Source organism: Rhodococcus sp. Leaf247, assembly GCF_001426185.1.
Classification (GTDB): domain Bacteria; phylum Actinomycetota; class Actinomycetes; order Mycobacteriales; family Mycobacteriaceae; genus Rhodococcoides.
Genome location: NZ_LMRP01000001.1, coordinates 222,675 through 245,065, shown reverse-complemented (window position 1 = coordinate 245,065; position 22,391 = coordinate 222,675). Strand labels below are relative to the sequence as shown.

General features: G+C 68.3%; 23 protein-coding genes. 7 read left to right on the top strand and 16 right to left on the bottom strand.

The annotated features are described in order from the left end of the window. Positions 1–87 precede the first annotated feature (87 nt). Complete coding sequence (locus ASG64_RS01115) at positions 88–690, bottom strand: hypothetical protein (protein ID WP_082518277.1); 603 nt, start codon at positions 688–690, stop codon at positions 88–90. Positions 691–761: 71 nt separating this feature from the next. Between ASG64_RS01115 and ASG64_RS01110 the strand changes: the two genes are divergently transcribed. Genes ASG64_RS01110 through ASG64_RS01100 form a run of 3 tightly spaced genes read left to right on the top strand, consistent with a single transcriptional unit; the run spans position 762 to position 3,161 of the window. Beyond that, positions 762–1,916 carry an NAD(P)H-binding protein gene (locus tag ASG64_RS01110; RefSeq protein ID WP_056069269.1) on the top strand — a complete coding sequence of 385 codons (1,155 nt, stop codon included), beginning with the start codon at positions 762–764 and terminating at the stop codon, positions 1,914–1,916. 34 nt (positions 1,917–1,950) lie between these two features. After that, positions 1,951–2,661: a CPBP family intramembrane glutamic endopeptidase gene (locus tag ASG64_RS01105; protein ID WP_056069267.1), complete on the top strand. Its 711-nt coding sequence runs from the start codon at positions 1,951–1,953 to the stop codon at positions 2,659–2,661. A 23-nt stretch (positions 2,662–2,684) separates the two neighbouring features. After that, a complete protein-coding gene (locus ASG64_RS01100; RefSeq protein WP_056069264.1) occupies positions 2,685–3,161 on the top strand; it encodes an Lrp/AsnC family transcriptional regulator in 477 nt (158 codons plus the stop codon). On the opposite strand, the gene ASG64_RS01095 is transcribed toward ASG64_RS01100, so the two are convergent. The 3 genes from ASG64_RS01095 to ASG64_RS01085 are packed head-to-tail and all read right to left on the bottom strand — an operon-like array spanning position 3,149 to position 8,038. Further along, positions 3,149–5,851: a molybdopterin-dependent oxidoreductase gene (locus tag ASG64_RS01095; RefSeq protein ID WP_056069261.1), complete on the bottom strand. Its 2,703-nt coding sequence runs from the start codon at positions 5,849–5,851 to the stop codon at positions 3,149–3,151. The genes ASG64_RS01100 and ASG64_RS01095 overlap by 13 nt on opposite strands. Next, a complete protein-coding gene (locus tag ASG64_RS01090) occupies positions 5,848–6,657 on the bottom strand; it encodes an FAD binding domain-containing protein (RefSeq protein WP_056069258.1) in 810 nt (269 codons plus the stop codon). The genes ASG64_RS01095 and ASG64_RS01090 overlap by 4 nt, the downstream gene beginning before the upstream one ends. Positions 6,658–6,661: 4 nt before the next feature. Next, the gene (locus ASG64_RS01085; protein WP_056072410.1) at positions 6,662–8,038 is read right to left on the bottom strand and encodes an 8-oxoguanine deaminase; all 1,377 of its coding nucleotides are present in this window, start codon (positions 8,036–8,038) and stop codon (positions 6,662–6,664) included. Positions 8,039–8,179: 141 nt separating this feature from the next. Between ASG64_RS01085 and ASG64_RS01080 the strand changes: the two genes are divergently transcribed. Continuing rightward, positions 8,180–9,733 carry a PucR family transcriptional regulator gene (locus tag ASG64_RS01080; RefSeq protein ID WP_056069255.1) on the top strand — a complete coding sequence of 518 codons (1,554 nt, stop codon included), beginning with the start codon at positions 8,180–8,182 and terminating at the stop codon, positions 9,731–9,733. On the opposite strand, the gene pucL is transcribed toward ASG64_RS01080, so the two are convergent. The 4 genes from pucL to ASG64_RS01060 are packed head-to-tail and all read right to left on the bottom strand — an operon-like array spanning position 9,715 to position 13,404. After that, the gene (gene pucL, locus ASG64_RS01075) at positions 9,715–10,635 is read right to left on the bottom strand and encodes a factor-independent urate hydroxylase (RefSeq protein ID WP_056069250.1); all 921 of its coding nucleotides are present in this window, start codon (positions 10,633–10,635) and stop codon (positions 9,715–9,717) included. The two genes, ASG64_RS01080 and pucL, sit on opposite strands and share 19 nt — an antisense overlap. A gap of 4 nt (positions 10,636–10,639) precedes the next feature. After that, positions 10,640–10,963 (bottom strand): hydroxyisourate hydrolase, encoded by a 324-nt coding sequence (gene uraH / locus ASG64_RS01070; protein ID WP_042573184.1) that lies wholly within the window; start codon positions 10,961–10,963, stop codon positions 10,640–10,642. Next, positions 10,960–11,469 (bottom strand): 2-oxo-4-hydroxy-4-carboxy-5-ureidoimidazoline decarboxylase, encoded by a 510-nt coding sequence (gene uraD, locus ASG64_RS01065; protein WP_082518275.1) that lies wholly within the window; start codon positions 11,467–11,469, stop codon positions 10,960–10,962. Before uraD ends, uraH begins: the two co-directional genes overlap by 4 nt. A gap of 30 nt (positions 11,470–11,499) precedes the next feature. Beyond that, positions 11,500–13,404 carry a solute carrier family 23 protein gene (locus tag ASG64_RS01060; protein ID WP_056069247.1) on the bottom strand — a complete coding sequence of 635 codons (1,905 nt, stop codon included), beginning with the start codon at positions 13,402–13,404 and terminating at the stop codon, positions 11,500–11,502. A gap of 200 nt (positions 13,405–13,604) precedes the next feature. On the opposite strand from ASG64_RS01060, the gene ASG64_RS01055 reads away from it, so the two are divergent. The 3 genes from ASG64_RS01055 (at position 13,605) to ASG64_RS01045 (ending at position 15,454) form a co-directional block, all read left to right on the top strand. Further along, a complete protein-coding gene (locus ASG64_RS01055; RefSeq protein ID WP_056069244.1) occupies positions 13,605–14,249 on the top strand; it encodes a pyridoxamine 5'-phosphate oxidase family protein in 645 nt (214 codons plus the stop codon). A gap of 115 nt (positions 14,250–14,364) precedes the next feature. Then, the gene (locus tag ASG64_RS01050; RefSeq protein WP_056069242.1) at positions 14,365–14,961 is read left to right on the top strand and encodes a nucleotidyltransferase family protein; all 597 of its coding nucleotides are present in this window, start codon (positions 14,365–14,367) and stop codon (positions 14,959–14,961) included. After that, the gene (locus tag ASG64_RS01045; protein ID WP_162245352.1) at positions 14,942–15,454 is read left to right on the top strand and encodes a class I SAM-dependent methyltransferase; all 513 of its coding nucleotides are present in this window, start codon (positions 14,942–14,944) and stop codon (positions 15,452–15,454) included. The genes ASG64_RS01050 and ASG64_RS01045 overlap by 20 nt, the downstream gene beginning before the upstream one ends. Here ASG64_RS01045 and ASG64_RS01040 read toward each other — a convergent pair. From ASG64_RS01040 to ASG64_RS01005, 8 genes are all read right to left on the bottom strand, one after another. Next, entirely contained in the window at positions 15,448–16,152 is a 705-nt protein-coding gene (locus tag ASG64_RS01040) for a haloacid dehalogenase type II (protein WP_056069235.1), read from the bottom strand. The two genes, ASG64_RS01045 and ASG64_RS01040, sit on opposite strands and share 7 nt — an antisense overlap. Then, positions 16,149–16,565 (bottom strand): DUF1707 SHOCT-like domain-containing protein, encoded by a 417-nt coding sequence (locus ASG64_RS01035; protein WP_056069233.1) that lies wholly within the window; start codon positions 16,563–16,565, stop codon positions 16,149–16,151. The genes ASG64_RS01040 and ASG64_RS01035 overlap by 4 nt, the downstream gene beginning before the upstream one ends. Before the next feature lie 36 nt (positions 16,566–16,601). After that, positions 16,602–18,398 (bottom strand): acetyl/propionyl/methylcrotonyl-CoA carboxylase subunit alpha, encoded by a 1,797-nt coding sequence (locus ASG64_RS01030; protein ID WP_056069230.1) that lies wholly within the window; start codon positions 18,396–18,398, stop codon positions 16,602–16,604. 77 nt (positions 18,399–18,475) lie between these two features. After that, positions 18,476–19,936, bottom strand: coding sequence for a condensation domain-containing protein (locus ASG64_RS01025; protein WP_042573191.1), 1,461 nt, complete (start codon positions 19,934–19,936; stop codon positions 18,476–18,478). Between the two features lie 106 nt (positions 19,937–20,042). Next, positions 20,043–20,462: a SufE family protein gene (locus tag ASG64_RS01020; protein ID WP_042573192.1), complete on the bottom strand. Its 420-nt coding sequence runs from the start codon at positions 20,460–20,462 to the stop codon at positions 20,043–20,045. Next, positions 20,459–21,349, bottom strand: a complete 891-nt coding sequence (locus tag ASG64_RS01015; RefSeq protein ID WP_056069227.1) for a sulfurtransferase — start codon at positions 21,347–21,349, stop codon at positions 20,459–20,461. Before ASG64_RS01015 ends, ASG64_RS01020 begins: the two co-directional genes overlap by 4 nt. Positions 21,350–21,429: 80 nt before the next feature. Then, a complete protein-coding gene (locus ASG64_RS01010; RefSeq protein WP_042573194.1) occupies positions 21,430–22,083 on the bottom strand; it encodes a Maf family protein in 654 nt (217 codons plus the stop codon). A gap of 5 nt (positions 22,084–22,088) precedes the next feature. Continuing rightward, complete coding sequence (locus ASG64_RS01005; RefSeq protein ID WP_052493113.1) at positions 22,089–22,343, bottom strand: acyl-CoA carboxylase subunit epsilon; 255 nt, start codon at positions 22,341–22,343, stop codon at positions 22,089–22,091. Between the last annotated feature and the right edge of the window lie 48 nt (positions 22,344–22,391).

Here is a 22,391-nt window from a genome sequence, read left to right as displayed (position 1 = left end):
CACCCCCGCGAGTACGTCGATAACGTCGCTGAGAAGGCCGGGATCACAGCACTCTGGACGTACTCGCGAGGTGTGGCGGCGCGACGATCAGTCGTGCAGACGTTCCTCGCCGCGATTGCGGAAGAACTTGAACCCCGGGATACCGATGACGGCCTTGCGCACGTCCTTGGTCACCTCGAGCAGTTCGTGGATCTCGGGGGACACCGTGTCGAGCGTGGCGAGGATCGGCATGATGCCCTCCATCCGCTGCACCAGCTCCGGCAGCTGGTCCACGAGCTTCACGGCCGCCTGAACCTCGGCCTCGGAGAAGTTGTCCACGAAGGTGCGGCCCAGCGGAATCGCGCGCTTGGTGATCGGTTCGAGCTCCGAGATCATCGCCAGCGCCTTGGACGAGGCCGACTCCGCCCCGACGATGACGCCCTGCGCGTCCTCGGTGGTGGCCGAGACCTTGCCGATGACGGTCTGAGCCTGGTCGGTGATGCGCTCGATCGCGGCGATCACCTCGTCGACACGCACGAACAGGTCGTCGATGCGCCGAGGCAGCTGGGCGACGAACGCGACGGTGTCGAGCGACCAGAGCACGGTGCCGCGGGCGAGTCCGAGCATGTTGCCGAGTGACGGTACGGGCAGCCGGACGGTGCGCACCGACAGATCGTTGTCGGGTGCTCGGTGTCGATCCACGTCGGCCATGAGCACAGTCTGCACGGTGACGCCTCTCACGCGGCGGTATGCGAGCGCACTGCACCCGTAATGTCGAGAACATGACTGCTTTCGTGACCGGGGCCAGTGGCTACATCGGTTCTCGCCTCGTCGCTGCGCTGGTGAAAGACGGCGACGACGTGGTGGTGGGCTCCCGCACGCCGACGCGTCTGACGAATTTCGACTGGTACGACGACGTCCGCGCCGTGCGACTGGACGTCACGGATGCCGACTCCTGCGCCGAGGCGCTGTCGTCCGGAGACATCGAGGTGGCGTACTACCTGGTCCACGCGATCGGCGAGTCCGGATACCGGGCGACCGACCTGGCCTCCGCGCGCCATTTCGCCGAGGCCGCCAAGGCCGCGGGTGTACGCCGGATCGTCTATCTCGGCGGCTTCGTTCCCGAGGGCGAGAAGCTGTCCGAGCACCTTGCGAGCCGCGCCGAGGTGGGCGAGGCCCTGACCATCGACGGTATCGAGGTGGTCTGGCTGCGGGCAGCCATCGTCGTCGGCGCCGGGTCGACGTCGTTCGAGATGATCCGCTACCTGGCCGATCGGCTCCCGGTACTTCCCCTGCCGAGCTGGTTGAGCAAGCCCGTGCAGCCGATCGCCGTCGACGACGTCGTGCACTACCTGGTGGCAACCGCGTCGTCGGACGTCCCCGCCGGTGCCTACGACATCGCCGGACCGGAAATCCTGCCCTACAAGGACCTGGTGTTCGCGTACGTGCACGCCGCGGACCTGCACCGACTGGGTATCCCCACGCCGGGGATCCCGACGAAGCTGGCCGCGCTGGTCATCGGCCGACTGATTCCCGTCCCCGGCTTGCTGGCCGACGACCTGGTCCAGTCGCTGGTCAACTCGATGACCGCGTCGGAGAACCGCATCTCGGAGTTCGTACCGGAGCCGGAGGGTGGGCTGACCGGGGTCGACGACGCGATGCGGCGCAGCCTTCTCGGTGCGGCGACCCCCCGCGGGCTGGGCAAGACGCCCGACTCGCTCCGCCTGGTCGACTCCGACGCGGAGTGGACCGGCGGCGACGTCCGCAGCATCCGCCGCCGCGGCGCGGAACTGCTCACCGAGGACGGGTGGAAGCTGGCCGAGGCGTTGGGAGCGGGCGCCGTTCTGTACTCGTGGCCGGTCGCACCCGTCGTCCGCACCAATCTCGACGTGGTTGCGGGCGTGACGTCCCGGGTACGTTCCTTCCTGAAGCTCTGAAGCCCGACGACGCAACGAACCGGAGGAATGGTCCATGGTGTCCTGGCAGGTGAGGGCCGAGTCCATCGTGCGCAACGCCTTGGTGGACAAGGTCGATCGTGATCACCACGAAACCGATCGAGCGTTCCTGCGTCGTCGGATCATCGTCGCGGTGGTCCTGGTCATCGGTGCCACCCTTCTCGGGGTGTCGCTGTCGACCGAGCCCGGCGACCCCATGTTCTACACACTCACGATCGCGCTGGCGTTCGTGTGGATCGTCGGGGGTTTCCTCTCGGGACCGCTGCACCTGGGCAGGATCAACTTCCGCGGCACGCTCCGACGGCCGATCATCACCCCCATCGCGATCGGACTCGCGGCGGGCGGAGTGTTCATCCTGGGCGCCCTGGTGGTCCGAGAGATTCCCCCGCTGCGGGACTTCACGGCCAACGTCCTCGATCACGCCCGCGTCGGATCGCTGGCGCTGATCGTCTTCATCACACTGTTCAACGGCCTCGCCGAAGAGATCTTCTTCCGCGGCGCGCTGTTCTCGGCCATCGGCGTCAAGCGGCCCGTCGTCATCTCGACGATCGTCTACACGATCGCCACGCTGGCCACCGGCAATCCGATGCTGGGCTTCGCCGCGATCACCCTGGGATTCGTGCTGGGACTCGAACGCCGTGCATCCGGTGGCATCCTCGCCCCGATCCTCACGCACGTGGCGTGGTCGACGGTCATGGTGTTCGCGATGCCGCCCCTGTTCGCCTGACCGCGCATGGCAGGCTGTCACGCATGACGGGTGTCCGGGGAAAGGCCGCGAAGGCGGCGGCCGCGCCGGACGACCTCGACCCCGTCGACCGCGTGCTGGTGGACGAACTGATCGCCGACGGCCGCGCCACCCTCGCTCAACTCGCCGAGAAGGCCGGGCTGTCGGTATCCGCCGTCCAGAGCCGGGTGCGGCGCCTGGAAACGTCGAACGTCATCCTGGGCTACACCGCGCGAGTCGATCGCGAGGCGATCGGGCAGCTGCTCTCGGCGTTCGTGGCGATCACACCGCTCGATCCGACGGCACCCGACGACGCTCCTGCACGTCTGCGACATCTGCCCGAGGTGGAGGCGTGTCACTCCGTCGCCGGTGAGGACAGCTACGTCCTCCTGGTGCGGGTGGCGTCACCGCGGGACCTCGAACGCCTGCTGCAGCAGATCCGCACGACTGCCAATGTGCAGACGCGCAGCACCATCATCCTGCAGACCTTCTACGACTCTTGAGAGCGCAACGCTCGCCAGACCCGGTCCGCCGACATCGGGAGCTCGTGCATCCGCACGCCCGTCGCGTCGGCGATGGCGTTGGCCAGGGCGGGGGCGACGGGGTTGTAGGGAGATTCGCTCATCGACTTCGCGCCCAGCGGTCCGAGTGCGTCGTACGTGTCGGCGAACAGGACGCGGGTCGCGGGAACGTCCGCGATCTGCGGGATGTGATAGTTCCGCAGCGATGCAGTGGTGACCCGGCCCGCGTCGTCGATACGCATCTCCTCGTACAGCGCGGCGCCGAGTGCCTGTGCGACACCACCTTCCACCTGCCCGCGGCATTGGACAGGGTTCATGACCGTGCCCGCGTCCACTGCCTGCACCGACGTCAGGATCTCCACTCGACCCGACTCGGGGTCCACCGCGACGCGGAAGCCGTGCACGTTGAACACCACCGAGCGTGGCGACCCCCCGTGATACCCCTCGGCGATCAACGGCCCGTCGTGAGCGGAGACGATGTCGTCAAGTGAGACGAGGGTTCCCGACACGGTGACGCCCTCCGGGCCGAGCACGGCCTCTCCGGGCAGAGCACCCGATCGGGCTGCCGCCGCGTCGATCACCATCGTGCGCAACGCTTCTGCCGCCAGTGCGACAGCTTTGCCCGCTACAACGGTGCCGGCCGATCCGAACGCGCCTGTGTCGTGCGAGGTGACGTCGGTGTCGGACTGCGCGATCTCGATGCGATCCACCGTCGTGTTCAGGATCGACGCCGCGATCTGGCCGTGGACCGTCGTGGTGCCGTTGCCGAACTCCGCGGTGCCGACCCGCACGAGGTAGCGCGCACCCGGCAGAGCCGTGACGGATGCGTCGGACACATGACCTCTCGGTGGAACAGTGGCGTTCATCCCGATCGCGAATCCGACCCCCACGGACCACCCGGGGGGTGGTTCGGGGCCGGGGTCGTCCGCGAAGGCCCGATCGACCAGATCGAGGCACTGGTCGAGTCCGTAGCTGCCGAACAGCAGGTCGCCGTCGAGGGGGTGTGCAGCGACGAACGGATCGCCGGGGACCACGACGTTACGACGCCGGAATTCCAGGGGGTCGATATGCAGCTTCCGGGCGAGGGCGTCGAGCGCTGATTCGACGGCGAATCCGGTCTGCCCCACCCCGTAGCCACGGAACGCACCGGAGGGAATGTTGTTGGTGTACACCGCCTTCGCGTCGACGCGCTTGGCGTCGCATCGGTACAGCGCGACCGAGTCGGTCGAGTGATGCATGACGCCGGGACTGTGGTTGCCGTAGGCGCCCGCATCGCTGAGAACGTCGAGCGTCAGGGCGGTCAGCGTGCCGTCCGCAGTGGCAGCGGCCGTCACCGACACCTCCATGGGATGCCGACACGGCGCGACGGTGAACTGATCGGCCCTACTGAATTCCAGTTGTACCGGCCGCCGCACGGTGAGTGCGGCCAGTACGACCAGATCCTCGGTCAGCATTTCCTGTTTGGCGCCGAAACCTCCGCCGACGCGGGTGGCGAACACCCGGACCGACGCGGGGTCGAGGCCGAAGACGTGGCACAACTCGTCCCGGACCAGGAACGGGACCTGCGAGCTGGTGCGCACGGTCAGCCGTCCGTCGTCGGCGAACCACGCCATCGACGCGTGTGTCTCGAGGTGCGTGTGCTGGACGCGTGCCGTGTGCCAAGTTCCGCTGACCACGGCGTCGGCGGCACGTATCGCGGCGTCGACGTTGCCGGTGGTGCCGTGTACCTCGGCCACGATGTTGCGGTCGGGGTCGGCGATCCGGGCGTCGGGCGACGCACCCGCGTGCACCGTCGGGGCACCGGGCGCGAGGGCGTCCCTCGGATGGAAGACGGCGGGTAGGACGTCGTAGACGACGCGGAGTCGGCGTCGTCCTTCCTCGGCCGCGTCGACGGACTCCGCGATCACCGCCGCCACACGCTGGCCGACGTAGCGCACGACCGAGTCGAGAACCCTGGTGTCGTCGGGATCGTCCTCCCGGGACTCGTGGCGGGCGGTGGAGAACGCGACGTCGGGAGCATCCTCGTGGGTGAGGACGGCCACCACACCGTCCACGGCGAGCGCCTCCGACGTGTCGATGGAGACGATGCGCGCACTGGCGTGGGGGCTCCCGAGAACGGACAGGTGCAGGATTCCCGGCATCGCCACGTCGAGCGTGTAGGGCTCGGTTCCGGTGACGATGCGGGCACTCGCCGGGGCGGCGACGGACCGCCCGCACGCCGGGCCCTCGGTCGACTTGTCGATGGTGCGCACACCCGTCACCGCGTCGGCAATCGCCCGATACCCGGTGCAGCGACACAGGTTGCCCTTCAGGGACGTGTCGAGGTCGCGGGTCTGTGAATCGTCGAGAGCGGACGCCGTGACGACCATGCCGGCCGTGCAGAAGCCGCACTGGAAGCCGGCCGCGTCGACGAAGCGCTGCTGCATCGGATGCATGTCGTCCGGTGTGCCCAGCCCGGCCACCGTGGTGACCTCGTGGCCCTCGGCACGGTAGGCGGGGACGATGCACGAATGGACTGCACGCCCGTCGAGCAGTACCGAGCAAGCCCCGCAGTCACCCGCGTCGCACCCCTTCTTGACGTCGAACCGCTCGATGTCGCGCAGCGCGGTCCGGAGGCACTGACCCGGCCGCGGAGACATCTCGACGGCCTCGCCGTTGACGGTCACCTTCATGACAACTCCTCACAGATCTGCTGTGCGAGAACACCACTGACGTGTCGACGCCAGTCGGGCGCGCCATGGACGTCGTCGTACCAGGCATCGGCGGGCACGGTGTCCCGGACCCAGGCCGCGGCGTCGACGGGGAGTGTCGATGCCCGTAGCTGGATCGGACGGTCGGTGGCCGCGGTGATGGTCAGGACGACGGATCCGTCCGCGTCGAGGCGGCCGATCACGACGGCGCCGGACCGCCCACGCGGGGCGAGAGAGATTCTGCGGCAAGCGGTCCGGGATCGCAGAACACTGTCGTCGATGTCGACGCTGCGGATGACCTCGCCTGTCGCCAGCGACGTGCGCTGGGCACCGACGACCAAGTTCGCCACGGGGATTCGGCGCTCGCCCCCGTCCGGAGTCCAGACGACCGCGATACCGTCCAGAGCGGCGACGAGCGAGGTCATCGCGCCGGCCGGAAGACCCAACGCGATGTTCCCGCCGACCGTGGCGAACTGCTGAACCTTCCAGGATGCGAGGAGTGCATCGGCGCAGAGCCCGACTAAGGCCCCCAGGTGCGGCCATCGGTCCGGCCACGTCGCGCGGCGGAGCTCGTCGACCGTGCAGGTCGCGCCGATCTCCAGGTGAGCGTCGTGGACGACGATCGACGGCCAGCCGAGGTCGGACAGATCGACCAGACGTCGGACACCCACCTGAGGTTCGGAGAACACCCAGGTCCCACCCGCGACGATCGACGTCCGGTCGTCGATCGCCGTCAGGTCGTCGCGGGACCTGGCTCGAACGACGTCCCGGACCGTGTTCAGATCCATGGCTTCACCGCCCTGCCTTGGCCACCAGCGCCGTATGCGCGGCGGCGACCTGGCCGGCCACCGCGTCTTCGTCCACCGTGACGACGACGCCCTTCTCGACCACCGTGCGGCCGTGGACGAACAGTCGCTCGAGAGGTGGACGGTCGCCGAGCACCAGCGCGGCCGCCGGATCCGCGATGCCCGCATGAGCGATCCCGTCGATCCGCCACAGGGCGAGGTCGGCCACCTTGCCCACCTCGAGCGACCCGATCTCGTTCTCACGGCCGAGGACTCGCGCACCGCCGATGGTGGCGAGGTCCAGACTTTCGCGCACCGTCATCGCCCGCGGGCCACCCCGCGCCCGCGCGAACAGTGCAGCGTGGTGCGCCTCTTCGAGCATGCTGCACGACTCGTTGCTGGCGGCACCGTCGACGCCGAGCCCCAGGGGAACCCGAGCGTCGATCAGATCGCGTGCTCGGGCGATGCCGGCGCCCAGCCGCGCGTTGGACGTGGGGCAGTGGGCCGCCCCGGTTCCGGTGGCCGCCATGGTCGCGATCGCGGCGTCATCGAGGTGCACGGCGTGCGCGTACCAGACGTCGGGCCCGACCCACCCCACGGATTCCATGTACTGCACGGGCGTCATACCGAAGTTGCTGCGGCAGAACTCCTCCTCGTCCAGCGTCTCGGCGAGGTGTGTGTGCAACCGGACGCCGAGCTCGCGCGCCAGCGTCGCCGACTCGCGAAGGAGATCGGCCGTGACGGAGAACGGTGAGCACGGCGCGAGGGCGATCTGCAGCATCGATCCGAAGGACGGGTCGTGCCAGCGCTCGACCGCGGCGGTGCTCGCGGCCAGGATCGCATCGAGCGACTCCACGACGTTGTCCGGTGGCAGGCCACCCTGACTGTGTCCCAGATCCATCGATCCGCGCGTCGGGTGGAACCGCAGACCGACCGTCCGCGCGGCGTCGATCTCGGCGCCCAACACGTCGCCGCCGTCGTGGGGGAAGACGTAGAGGTGGTCGGTGGTGGTGGTGCATCCGGTGGCGGCCAGTCGGGCCAGTCCACCCGTCGCGGCGACCCGGACCGAGTCGGCGTCGATGCCGGCCCACACCGGATACAGCGTCGTCAACCACTCGAAGAGCGTCGAGTCGGCCGCCAGACCGCGAGTGATCCATTGATAGAGATGGTGGTGCGTGTTCACCAGACCGGGAGTCAGGACGCAGCCGCGGCCGTCCACCACGACGGCGTCGTCACGCGAAATACCGTCGAGCGCAGGTGGGTCACCGGGGCCCAGAGCGGCGATCAGTCCGTCCTCGACCAGGAGCCATCCCGTCGGCCACTCGGACCGAGCAGGGTCCACGGTGATCACGTGGGCGCCCGTGATGAGAATGCGCTCCGGCACGTCGGTACTCCTGTCCTCGCTGTGACACCGAGTCAACACCGTGTCGGCCGCCTGCGCAGGACGCGCGCCGACGAAACGTGGCCGAAACGATCGCCGCTTATTGTCGGATCCTCCAACGGCGATGTGGACAGGTGAACGGGTGTGTTGATCCAGGACGTGCTCGACGTACGAGAGCTCGCGCTGCGGCGCGTCGTCGGTACCGACGATCAATTCGCTCGGGCCGTGCGGTGGGCCTTCGCGACCGACCTCCCGGACCCGTCCCGCTACATCGTGGGTGGCGAGCTGGTCGTCACCGGCATGGTGTGGCGCCGAGCGCCGGAGGACAGTGATGCTTTCGTGGCGTCCGTCGTCGCGGCCGGCGCGGTGGCGCTCGCGGCGGGTGACGAGGTGTTCGGCTGCGTCCCCGACGATGTGGTCCGAGCCTGCGAGAAGTACTCGCTCCCGCTGCTGGCGGTGCCGTCGTCGGTCGCGTTCGCGGACGTCATCGAGGCCGTCACCAGCCGCGTGACCGGTGACCGGGTGGCGCGCCTGTCCGCGAGTCTGGCCCGCCAGCACCGGTTGCTCACCGCGGTCGCCGACGGCCGCGCGCTCGCCGACCTCACACAGGAGACAGCGCGGGACACCGGGGTGACGTGCCGGATCATCACGGCGGTGGGACGGTCCGTGGTGTCCGCCGAGCCGTTGACCACAGAGGCGGTGGATGCTCTCGTTCGCACTGCGGCGCAGGGTGTTCCGTGCAGAGTGGTAGCGGGGGACACGGTGCGATCCGTGCTGCCCGTCGGGTCGAGTTTCGGTCACCGCGCGACCTCCTGGTACCTCGTCGTGGACGGTGACCACGAGCGGATGGACCCGCAGGTTCTCGACACGCTCGTTCAGCTGGCCAGTATCGCGGCCCTCGATCGGGTGCGGCACGACGACGGCGCCCGGGTTCTGCGCACCATGGCCGACCAGGCGGCGGAGCTTCTCGTCACCGGGGCGGGGGAGCACGCGCTGGACCGTGTTCGACAGATCGGGGTCGACCTGACAGGCGATGTCGTGGCCTTGGCCGCGACGTCGGATCTGCCGATCGAGGTACTGGCCGCGGTGCTCACCGATGCGGTGCGGACGTCGGTCGGCGGCGCGGTGAGCGTTGGTGTCACCGACGAGGACCTCGTGATCGGCGTCATCGGATTGCCGCCGGGGGGCACGACCACCCGCGTGGCCGACGATCTGACCCGAGCGTTGGGACGACTGGGAGACGTTGTGACCGGGCGCATCGCCGTGGGCGTGGGTACGGCGTGCGAGGCCGCTGCCCTCGTCGGGTGCGTGCAGTCGGCGCAACACGCACGCGAGGTCGCCGCGGCGTCGGCCGACCGCATCGCGGTGCGGACCAGCGCGGACACCGGATCGGCCGCCGTTCTGCTCTCGGTGGTCCCGGACGGACTGCGCGCCGCCTATGCCCGGCGGGTGCTCGGCGCGGTGATCGAGCACGACACCCGCACGGACGCAGGCCTTCTGGACACGCTTCGGGCATACCTCGACCACGACGGTTCATGGAGTCGGACGGCCGACGCGCTGCACGTGCACGTCAACACGGTGCGGTACCGCATCGGTCGGGTGGAGGCGCTGACGGACCGAGATCTGGGGACGACGGAGGACCGCACCGACGTCTTCGTCGCGTTGGCCGTGCTGGGGCCTCAGCCGACGACGCTGTAACCCCGCCAGGCGGATCCAGCGTCGGGGGCGTCGTCCCGTTCGACGGTCGCCTGGATGAGTCCGTAAGGGCGGTCGTCGGCGTGGAACACCTCGCCGTTGTTCTCGACGCCGAAGCGGTCGAGGTCGTACAGGAAGTGGTGCTTGTTCGGTGCACTCATCCGGAGCTCTGCGATGAACGGGAATGCCTCCAGTGCAGCGCGTCCCATCGCGAAGAGTGTCTGCTGCAACGCGAGCGACTGCAGTGTCGCGAACTGCTCGATCATCACCGCCTTGACGCCGGCGTACACCTCGTCCCACGCCACGTCGGTGGTGGTGTAGCGCCACCGGGCCTCGAGCGAGGTGGCCATGACGCGGTCGTGGGTCGGCGCGAGCACGGTGTAGGAGTCCTCGAGGAACCCTGCGAACTCGGATCCCGTCGACTTCAGAATAACGAGATCCTTGAAACCCGCAGTGACCCAGGTCTTCTGCTCCGCTCCGCTGCCCGCCACGGTGACCGAGGCGACCCGCGTCTCCTGACCCTTGCGTACCCACGTGTGATCGTGCGGACGGCCGTCGACGGTGACGCGCTCCCACGCGTACTCCTCCAACTCGATCCGCGCCCCCGTCACCGGCTCGACATCGTCGACGAAATGCCGTGCCAGATCGAGGCCGTACGACTCGAGATGCAGCAGGCCCTTCTCCTTCGCGTACGAGTAGGCGGTCTGCTTCTGCGTGTCCGTCGGCAGGACGGCGCCCTGATCACCGACCAGATGGGCGGCGGAGAAATCACCCCGCAGTGCCGACGACACGGAGATGTCCCGGATCTCGTGGCGGGCGGTGTCGCGATAGATGCGCACCACCCGGTTCTCGGCCTTGCCGTACTGGTTTGCTCCCAGGACGATGTTTCCGGTCAGGTCGGTCATGGCGTCAGCTTCCTCGATAGGTGGAGTACGCGAACGGAGACAGCAACAGCGGAACATGGTGGTGCGCATCGACGTCGCGGACGGTGAAGGTGATGGACACCTCGGGGTAGAAGGTCTGCGTCCCGGACTGTTCGAAGTACGCGGCGGTGTCGAACACCAGCGTGTAGACACCGGCAAGGGCGTCGTCGGGCAGCAGTTCCTTCGCGCGCCCCTCCTCGTCGGTGATCCCCGTGGTGACCACGTCGCCGTGCTCGTCGACCACCGCCAGACCTACCCCCGTCGCCGGGGTTCCGTGCACCGCGTCGAGGACGTGGGTGCTGACACTCATTGTTCGGTCCGCTCGGTCAGCATGCGGGTCAACCTGATTCGATTGATCTTCGCCAGTTCTGTTCTCATCACGCGCCTCTCCGCCTCCGGATCGTTGTCGAGCCTCTCGGTGAGGATAGCGAGAAGCTCCGTCGCCGGTCGGCCGGTCGCACACACCAGGTACACGTGGCCGAACTTCTCCTCGTAGGTCCGGTTACCTGCCGCGAGCGCGTCCTTGACGCCTTGGTCCGCCTCGCTCACAGCCGCTTGCTCTCGCTGCGACGACGAGCCGGCGGTCACCGAGGCACCGATGCGCGGATGACCGTCGAGTGCGCGGTCGATCTCCGTCTCGGACAGTTCCTCCAACTCGCTGTCGGCGCGTTCCAGGAGGGCCTCGGCGCTGTCGAAGGGGCGGCCGGCGGCCACCCGGCGCGCCCAGATGGATGACGAGCAGCACTCGAACAAGGCGTGCATCGCGGCGCGATCGGACAGCCGATTGAATCCGTCGAGTCCGAGTGCTTCGTGCAGGAACACGGGCGTTCCCTTCTGTGGTGCGGATCAGGACAGGTCGTTCAGTCTGCCGAAGCGCGCCGCGGCGATCGGGTTCGCATCGGCGACCAGGTCGTCGAACCGGTGATTCGCGATCTTCGCGACCTCGATCATCGCGAACGACCGCTCCGCGCCGGGCGAGTTCTCCATCCGTGACCACCCGTTGGCGAGCACCCTGTCGTAGTGCTCGGTCTCGGCGGCACAGATGACGAGGGGGAAGCCGAAGTGATCGCGGTAGGCGGTAGCAAGGTCGACAACCGAGCGATGCTCCTCGTCGCCGAGGTGCGCGAGCGAGACGTGGTCCTTGGCGAACGCCTCACCCGTGTCGTCCTCGCTACCCAGATCGGGGAAGGCGCTGATCAGCTCGACCTGCTCTTCCGTGGTTCCCGCGAGCAGGGAATCCTGGAACGCTTCCCGTAGTGCATGGGCATCGGCAAAGGGCCGCTGCTCGTATGCGCGACGCACCACCCAGTCGGATCCCTGCACGACGTCGCCGAAGGTCTCCGAGAACGCGTCGAGGCTCATCTCGTTGACGGCGTCGAGAGTGATCGAGTCGCCGGGGGAACCCGCCACCGTCGCACCGCGCGAGCCACCCACGTGGAAGAACAGGATGTTGAGCACGATCGCGGTGAACGCACCGAGCACGATGCCGCTCGAGAACAGCAGCTCGAGCCAGCTCGGGACACCCTCCGAGACGGTCGGCTGGATCGTGACCAGCAGGGCGAGACCGAGACTGGTCGCGACGATGATGAGGTTGCGGTGATCGGTGAAGTCCACCTTCGACAGGGTCTGGATGCCCACGACCGCCACGGTGGCGAAGAGCGCGAGCGCGGCGCCGCCCAGGACGGGCGACGGAATGGACGCGACCACCGCCGCCGTCTTCGGCAGCAGGCCCAGGACGATCATGATGGCACCGGCGGCGGCGACCACCCAGCGACTGCGCACGCGCGTCAGGCGCACCAGGCCCACGTTCTCCGAGAAGGCTGTGTACGGGAACGAGTTGAAGGAACCACCGATGACCGTGGCCACGCCGTCGGCGCGCAGGGTGGCGGCGATGTCGTCCTTCGTGATCCGCTTGCCGACGATCTCACCCGTCGCGAAGACGCTACCCGTCGACTCGACCGCCGTGATCATGAGCACCACTATCATCGAGATGATGGCGATGACGCTGAACTTGGGCGCGCCGAACAGGAACGGCTGCGTGAACCCGACCCACGACGCCTCGGACACACCGTCGAACGTCATGTCGCCTAACACGTACGCAGTGGCGCTGCCGATGACGAGTCCCAGCAGCACGGCGATGGTGGCGGTGAAGCCGCGGAAGAACCGCTGGATCAGCACGATGATCACCAGCGTGCCGATCGCGTAGGCCATCCACCGACCGTTGGTCGGATCCTGTTCGTGCGTCGCAGGATTGGTGACGGCATCGTTCACGGCCACCGGCAGCAGCGCGATACCGATGATGGCGATGACCGTGCCGGTCACCACCGGCGGGAAGAACCTCAGCAGCCTGCTGAACCACGGAGCGATGAGGAACGTGAACAGGCCCGCCACGATGACGGCGCCGTACACGTACAGCAGGCCCTCGGTTCCGCCGCCGTTCGCCATCGCGATCGCGATGACGGGGCTGACGCCGGCGAACGTGACGCCCTGCAGAAGCGGCAGTTTCACACCGATCTTCCGGAAGCCGACAGCCTGGATGATCGACGCGATGCCACACGTGAACAGGTCGGCGTTGATCAGGTGGATCAACTGCTCGTTGGTGAGCCCGATGGCACCACCGATGATGATCGGGACCAGCACCGCCCCGGCGTAGAACGCGACGACGTGTTGGAACCCGTAGGCCGCCAGCTTGTGGGCGGGGAGAACCTCGTCGACGGGGTGGCGCCGTGTGACGGCGGAGCGAACAGTCATGAGTGGGACCTGGTTCCAGGCGAGGGCCGTAGGGGCCTGTGGCGGTGCCCTGCGACGGTGCAGGGCGGCGAGTGACCGGAGTGCGGTGCGATCAGAATCCGCCATGCCGGGCCACCCCGCCAGTCGAGACCGCACAAAGTCGGGTCACCGGTTCGCGCTGGTCGTTGGGTGATCCGCCAACAGGTGGTGAAGAGTGAGGGGTGATGAGCAACCACTATCACCACCTGGTGTTCGGACCCTCGACGCTCGCACGGCAGCGTGAGAAGGGCAGTTACACGGCCTACGGTGCGCAGACGGAACGCGGCGACGACGGACCCGACGAACTCGACGGCCGCGAGACGGTGATCATCCGCGCGGCGGATCAGTTCTATTTGTCGACGGTCACCGAGACCGGATGGCCCTACGTCCAGTACCGCAGCGGGCCGGCCGGGTTCCTGCAGGTGCTCGACGACCACACACTCGCGTTCGCCGACTTCGCCGGGAACAACCAGTTTGTGACGGCCGGCAATCTCGACGCGAACGATCGTGTGGCGCTGATCGTCGTGGACTACCCGCGCCGCCAGCGCGTGAAGATCTACGGCCGCGCGACGGTGGTCGAGGGAAGCGCGGACCCGGCGTTGCTCGAGCGACTCCGGCAGGTGCCCGGCGGCACCGTCGAGTCGCGGTGCGAGCGCAGCGTCGTGATCTCCGTCGAGGCGATCGACTGGAACTGCACCCGCAGCATCATCCCGCGCTACGACCAGGACTACGTGAGCAGGATGGGGGCGCTCTACGAGCGTGACGCCGCGGCGCGGGAGAAGGTGCTGGTCGACCGCATCGCCGAGCTCGAGGCGCGGCTGGAGTAGATGGCGTCCGGGGTGGAGTTTCTGCTCCTCTCGGCGGCGATAGCAGCGGGATCCCGTCGACAATCGGTGCGACAGGAGCAGAAACTCCACCGTCCGGGGTGCCATAGTGGCAGGTATGACCTCGATCGGCGTGGTGCTCGCGGCGGGTGCGGGCACCCGCTACGGCGAACCGAAGATCCTGGCGCACGAGGGGCTGTGGCTCAGGCTCGCCGTCCGTGCACTGCGGGAGGGTGGCTGCGACGAGGTGCTGGTCGTCGTGGGTGCGGCGGCACCCGAGATGCCTGCCGGCGCGCATGCCGTGATGAACGACGAGTGGCGTACCGGCATGGGCAGCTCGGTCCGGGTGGGCCTGCAGGCATGCGCCACGACCGACGCCGACAAGGCCGTACTGCACCTGGTGGACACTCCCGACATCGGCGGCGACGTGGTCGGACGCGTCGTCGAGGCGTCGCTTTCCACGGGTCTGGCGCGAGCGACGTTCGACGGCCGGCCCGGACATCCCGTCGTGCTCGCGCGGCACTGGTGGCCGCAGGCGGCCGGTGCAGCGGACGGAGACCGGGGAGCGCGGGCATTCCTGGCCGACAATCCCGACGTCGTCCTCGTCGACTGCAGCGATCTGGCGACCGGCCGCGACCACGACCACCGCAGCGACGGTTACGAAATGCCCGGGGTGGGCACACGAACCCATGCCGATGAGTTCGACAGAGGGTAAGAGCTGGATCCGTGACCGAGTGACCGCGCTGGGGGCCGACAGCCCGGTGACCGTGCTCGACATCGGGCCGGGGGTGGGAACGTACGCCAAACTGCTTGCCGGGCCCGCGGTCTCGCACATCACGGGCGTCGAGATCTGGCAGCCGTACGTCGACACGTACCGACTGCACGACTATTACGACGAGATCGTCATCGGTGATGCACGCAAGGTCGACCTACCGGCTGCGGACGTGGTGATCATCGGTGACGTCGCCGAGCACATGACCGAGGCGGACGCACTCGCGCTGTGGGAGAAGTGTTCTGCTGCGGCGCGCCGCGCGGTGTACCTTTCCATTCCGATCGTCCATTACCCCCAGCACGAGATCGAGGGCAACCCGCACGAGATCCACGTCGACGAGGACTGGAACCACGAGCGCGTGCTGTCCACCTTCGCGGGGCTCGGCGAGTGGGAGACGGGCTCCGAAGTGGGCGTGTACGAGCGGATCATTCACTGACGCAGTAGGACTCCGAGTTCGAGTAGATCGTCGACGACGTAGTTCCAGTCGTCGGTCGGCTCGGACGACGACTGTTCCGGGCCGTGTTCACGAGGTCGCCTGACGAAGGCGGTCCGCAGTCCGCACCCACGCGCGGCGGCGAGGTCGTCGTTGTGTGTGGCGACCATCAGACACTGGTCCGGTGCCAGGTCGAGGACCGCCGCCGTGCGGAGGTAGGACTCGGGCGTCGGCTTGTACGCCCGCACCACCTCGGCCCCGAGGATCGCGTCCCACGGCAGGCCGGCATTCTTCGCCATGTCGAGCAGCAGCGAGATGTTGCCGTTCGACAGCGGTGCCACGATGACGGATTCGCGGATCGCCGAGATGCCGGCCACCGAGTCGGGCCATGGTGGAAGCCTGTGCCACGCACGGTTGAGCTCCTCGGCGGCATCGGTGGGCAACGCGTACTCGTCAAGAAGTTCCAGCAGACTTTCCCCATGCAGGACGTCGAGTGCGGTGAATTCGCGCCGACCCTCCCTGATCGGCTGCATCGACGGCTGATACTTCGCTCGCCACCTAGCCGCGAACTCTCCGGTATCGATGTCGGTTCGGTCCGGCGCGTGGTCGTCGAGCCAGGTCCGGGTGGACGATGCGATGCCGCCGCGCCAGTCGACGACCGTTCCGAAGACGTCGAAGAGTGCCGCTCGGATCGCCGTCACGAGTCGTCCTTGCGGCCCGCATACAGGATCGCACCGGCGGCAGGGACGGCCAGGAACCACAGCCATGACCCGGTGACGAAGAAAAGCACGAGCGCCGCGAGCGGCATGATGCCCATCGCCACGGCTCGATAGTCCCGTCCACCGCTCACCGCGGGTAGGTGTCCCGACGACGCGATCGCCGGGCTCGAATCGGGTGACGTCGGCTGGTCGGAGTGCAGCATCGCGGATCCACCCGGAAGGTCGCGGAACAGCGGCACGAGTTCCCCGCGGGTCACTGCTGCCGATACGGCAGCCGATCGTTCGTCGAACTCCGAGGTGCCCAACCGTCCCGCAGCGAAATGCTCGCTGAGCAACGAAAAAGCCCGCTCCCGTTCGGCGGTCCCGATTCTCACGTCAGGACTGTCGTCAGCCATGAGTGGAGCCTAACGGGGGCGGGCTGTCTCGGTGGATCACTTCAGTTCTGCGAGGACCGTTCCCTGGGTGATGGCGGATCCGGGCTCGACGGACAGGCCGGTGACGACGCCGTCCTTGTGGGCGGTGACGGGGTTTTCCATCTTCATCGCTTCGAGGACGGCGATGAGGTCTCCGGCGACGACTTCCTGGCCTTCGGTGACGGCGACCTTGACGACGGTGCCCTGCATAGGTGCGGTGACGGCGTCACCGGACGCGGCAGCGCCGCCGGCGCCGCCGCGGGTGCGCGGCTTGGGCTTGCGGCGGATGGCGCCACCGTTGCCGGCACCACCACCCCCGCCGAGGGAGAACTGGCCGGGCAGGGACACCTCGACACGGCGCCCACCGACCTCGACGACGACGTTCTGTCGGGGTCCGTTCTCGTCGTCCTCGATGGGGGCGCCGGCGGTGAACGGTTCGACGGTGTTGTCCCACTCGGTCTCGATCCACCGGGTGTGGACGTCGAAGGACTGACCGTCGCCGATGAAGGCGGGGTCGGAGACGACGGCGCGGTGGAACGGGATGACGGTGGCGAGTCCCTCGACGCGGAATTCGGCGAGGGCGCGGCGGGAGCGGGCGAGGGCTTCCTCGCGGGTGGCGCCGGTGACGATGAGTTTGGCGAGCATGGAGTCGAACTGGCCGCCGATGACGGAGCCGGACTCGACACCGGAGTCGACGCGCACGCCGGGGCCCTCGGGGGCGATGAAGGTGGTGACCGGTCCGGGGGCGGGGAGGAAGCCGCGGCCGGCGTCTTCGCCGTTGATGCGGAACTCGAAGGAGTGTCCGCGCGGTGTCGGGTCCTCGGTGATGGAGAGTTCGTCGCCGTTGGCGATGCGGAACTGCTGCAGCACGAGGTCGATGCCGGAGGTCTCCTCGGTGACGGGGTGTTCGACCTGCAGGCGGGTGTTGACTTCGAGGAAGGAGACGAGTCCGTCCTGGCCGACGAGGTATTCGACGGTGCCGGCGCCGTAGTAGCCGGCTTCCTTGCAGATGGCCTTGGCGGAGGCGTGGATCTCGGCGCGCTGGTCGTCGGTGAGGAACGGTGCGGGGGCTTCCTCGACGAGCTTCTGGAAGCGGCGCTGCAGGGAGCAGTCGCGGGTGCCGGCGACGACGACGTTGCCGTGCTGGTCGGCGATGACCTGCGCTTCGACGTGGCGGGGCTTGTCGAGGTAGCGCTCGACGAAGCATTCGCCGCGGCCGAAGGCGGAGACGGCTTCGCGGGTGGCGGAGTCGAAGAGCTCGGGGATTTCCACGCGGGTGCGGGCGACCTTCATGCCGCGTCCGCCGCCGCCGAAGGCGGCCTTGATGGCGATGGGGAGGCCGTGCTCGTCGGCGAAGGCCAGGATCTCGTCGGCGTCCTTGACGGGCTCGGACGTGCCGGGCACGGAGGGGGCCTTCGCGCGGGTAGCGATGTGGCGGGCGGTGACCTTGTCGCCGAGGTCGCGGATGGACTGCGGGGACGGTCCGATCCAGATCAGGCCGGCGTCGAGGACGGCCTGGGCGAAGTCGGCGTTCTCGGAGAGGAAGCCGTAGCCGGGGTGGATGGCGTCGGCGCCGGACTTGGCGGCGGCGTCGATGATCTTGTCGATCGCGAGGTAGGACTCGGCGGAGGTCTGACCACCGAGGGCGAAGGCTTCGTCGGCGAGGCGGACGAAGGGTGCGTCGGCGTCGGGTTCTGCGTAGACGGCGACGGAGGTGTAGCCGGCGTCGGCCGCAGCTCGGATCACGCGAACCGCTATCTCACCGCGGTTCGCGACGAGAACTTTACTGATGCGGGCAGTGGCGTGGCTGGGCACGAAGCCTCCTGTGAGGGTCGGATAGGCCGTCGCGAGGTATCGCTCCGGCGGGCATACGCGGGTTCTCGCCCACGAGATTAGATGGACATCCTTGTTTCGGAGTCTAGGTGGGGTGTTTCCGGCGCGTGCACCAGGTATGTCCCCGTGCTCGCGACCGCGGTCAGCACGGCCCTCAGCTCGCCGACGAACCGGTGCACCGCGGCGGCAGCGACCTCGGTGCCGGCGAACCGTGAGGAGATGTTGACGCCCTGCGGCGTGCGATGGATCCACAGGTAGACGTCGTGGTCGTACTTCTTGCTGCGGAGAGCTCGCGCGTTGATGTCGGGCCACGTGCGGGCGTCCGGAGCGAAGCGGACGTCCATGAACGACACGACGAACCGCGGCAGCACGTCGACGCCGGTGGCATCGGCGATCAGATCGAACGGCACCTTCGATACCGGTTTGGTACGGGCCAGTTCCGATCCGGCGCGCACGACCAGGTCGCCGAACGATTCACCGTCGGCGACGTCGAACGCGAGCGGAGCGACCCCGACGAACCATCCGAGGGATGCGGCCCACGACGGGTCGTGCCGGGTGTGCATCGGGGTGACGGTCCGGAAGCGGGGTGCCCCCGACACGGCGTAGGACGCCGCGCCCATCGCCGCCATCAAGCCGGCGAGGAACCCGGGCCCCGTCTTACGGCATGCGACGGTGAACGACTCGGCTTCCTCCGGCGTCATGATCCAGGCGGACAGCCCGTTCTGCGGGACCCGGACCTCGGGAGCGGGGCCGATGTCCAGAGGGAACGACGGGAACTGCCCGCCGTTCTCGGCGAGGAATCGAGACCACTCCACAGCGGCGTCGTGTGTGTGATCGACGCCGCTGCACAGGGTGCGTTCGAGTTCACCGAAATCGAGGTAGCTGCCGGTGGGGAACAGACCGGCGTGGACGCCGGTCGTCTCCTCCTCGTACAGCCGGGTCAACTCGTGCGCGATGAGCACGATGGAGAGACCGTCGATGATCGAGTGGTCGGCCGCGAAGAACACCGTGACGTGGTCGGGAACGTCGTCGGTCGAACGGGGCTCGAGGGTCACGAACGCGTACGACGGCCACACCAGCGGCGAGGTGTACTCGTCGAACAGATGCTGGAGATGTTCGTACACCTCGTCGGCGCGCGTGCACTCGTCCTGCTGGATCACCCATATGTCGGTGGCACCCACGGGGGCCGTGACCCGCGACAGAACCCCGCTGTCCGGGTCGATCGTGGCATTGGAGCGCATGCCCTCGTGGCGGTCGATCCACGCCAGGACGGCCCGCCGGAACGCCGCCTTGTCCAGGGTGCCGGGGATGTCGAACGCCGTTCCGAGCCACGACTCGCGGCCGGCGGACGGATCGGCGATGGTCCGCCGCAGGTGGGCTTCGTGAACGAACGACGTGGGCCGGTCGTCCTCGAGCCACCCGGCGTCCTCGGGGGTGGAGGCATGCGGTCCGACACTGGGAATCCACTCGGTGATGGTGCCTGCCGGGATCGGGTAGTCGACCAGCTCGGTGAACTCCACTTTCGGGACTGCCCCTCCCACACCCGGCGCGCGACCCCTGACGGACTGCGCTCTCGGTACCTCAGTCTACCGCCGAGACCGAGATTGTCAGTACATATCGACGCTCTCAGCCGCGAAGATGCTTCTTCACCCGACTCAACATCGCCGACATTCCGCGCAGCCGTAGGGGACTCACAGTGTCGGCGAGCCCCAACTCGGTGTAGAAGTCGTCCGGTACCCCGAGGATGTCGTCCGCCGGCAGGCCGTCGAGCCCCTGCGCGAGGATCGACGCGAACCCGCGGGTGGTCGGTGCCTCCGGCGGAGCGCTGAAGAACAGCCGCACCGCCGAACGGTCGGACGAGTCGACGGACAGGAACAGCGGCGACTGGCACTCCGGCACCGGCTCCATCGCCGCCTGCTCGAGTCCGGCAGGAAGCGCGGGGAGTTCGTTGCTGAACTCGAGCAGCAGAGTGATCTTGTCCTGACCCTCGACGGCACCGAAGTCCTCGACGATCTCCGCGAGGGGAGCGGGAAGAGCGCCGGTCACTGCAGTACCCCGGGCTCCTCGCCGCGGGCGATGGGTGTGCGGACCGCGTTGCCCCACTCCGTCCACGAACCGTCGTAGTTGCGGACGTTCGAGTATCCGAGGAGGTGCGTGAGCACGAACCAGGTGTGGCTCGAGCGCTCGCCGATGCGGCAGTAGGCGATGACCTCGGCGTCGGACGACACGTCGGCGTACACCTCGTCGAGCTGGTCGCGGGACTTGAAGCGTCCGTCGGGAGCTGCGGCCTTCGCCCACGGGATGCTCACTGCGGACGGGATGTGACCGCCGCGCAAGGCACCCTCGTCCGGGTAGTCGGGCATGTGGGTGCGCTCGCCGGTGTACTCGGCGGGGGACCGGACGTCGACCAGCGGTCCCGATCCGAGGTGGGCGAGGACGTCGTCCTTGAACGCGCGGATCGCTGCGTCGTCGCGCTCGACGACGGGGTAGCTGCCGGAGACGGAGGTCTCGGGAACGTCGAGCGTGGTGTCCCGGTTCTCCGCCAGCCAGGCGTCGCGACCTCCGTCGAGCAACCGCACGTCCTCGTGGCCGAACAGGGTGAAGACCCAGAGGGCGTAGGCGGCCCACCAATTGCTCTTGTCGCCGTAGATGACGACGGTGTCCTCGCGGGAGATTCCCTTGCGGTTCATCAGATCGGCGAACGCTGCGCCGTCGACGTAGTCGCGAGTGACCGGGTCGTTGAGGTCGAGGTGCCAGTCGATCTTGACGGCGCCGGGGATGTGGCCGACGTCGTAGAGCAGGACGTCCTCGTCGGATTCGACGACCTTGAGCCCCGGTGTGCCGATGTTGGCGGACAGCCACTGCGTCGTGACGAGCCGCTCGGGGTGCGCGAACGACGCGAAGGCGGGGTGGGGATCTGGCGCGACGGGCACGTGCGACTCCTGAGATTGTCAGCGATGGTCGGCCGAGGCCGGGTGTCGCTTCCGATCCTAGGTCGCGCGCCGGTCGGGTGTCAGTCGCCCGATGCCCGCGTCGCGGCCCAGAGCTCGGCCACGGACACGCCGACCTCCGCGAGCAGCCTGCGGACCAGGGGCAGTCCGATGCCGATCACGGACGACGGATCGCCTTCGATGCCGTCGACGAACCACCCGCCGAGGCCGTCGAGTGTGAACGCACCCGCGACGGTCATCGGTTCACCGGAGTGCAGGTATGCCTCGAGGTCCGCCGGATCCGGAGTCGAGAAGTGCACGACGGTGGAGCAGTGCGCCGAGCTCCGGGCCGTGACCACGCCGTCGTCGACACGCAGGACGCAGTGGCCTGTCAGCAGGCTTCCGCTGTTCCCCGCCATCACGGCCCAGCGTTGTCGGGCGACCTCGATGTCGTGGGGTTTGCCGACCAGCTCGCCGCCGATGGCCAGCATCGAATCGCAGCCGACGATCACGACGGTGCCGACAGCGAGATCGCTGTCCAGGGAATCGGCGATCACAGCGGCCTTGGCAGCAGCGAGCTCGGTGACGACGACGGAGTCCGGGGAGGAATCGGGAAGCGCGGCGGCGACTGCATCCTCGTCGACATCGGAGACACGCACGACGGGGTCCATGCCGGCAGCACGCAGCACGGCCAGCCGTGCGGGGGATCGCGAGGCCAGAACGAGACGAACGGCCATCGGGGTCAGCGGACTCCGGAACCGAAGGCGTACGGCGAGAAGGCCGTGTCCGGCCGGTGCATCGTCTCCGGCCGACCCCAGTGGTCGCGGACGGGAACCTCGGCGGGCCCGCTGTCCGCGGCTGCGGCGGACAGGACGGCGACCAAGGCCGCGAGATCCTCGTCGGTGGGGTTGCCGCGTTCGACGCGCAGGAACGGCGCAGCGACCGCATCGTCCGTGACGGGCCGGTCGTTCTCGGGCCGATCGTCCGCTTCACTCACCGATGTTCTCCTCGCGTCGTCCGGATTCGGGATCTGTCCGTGTCCGGT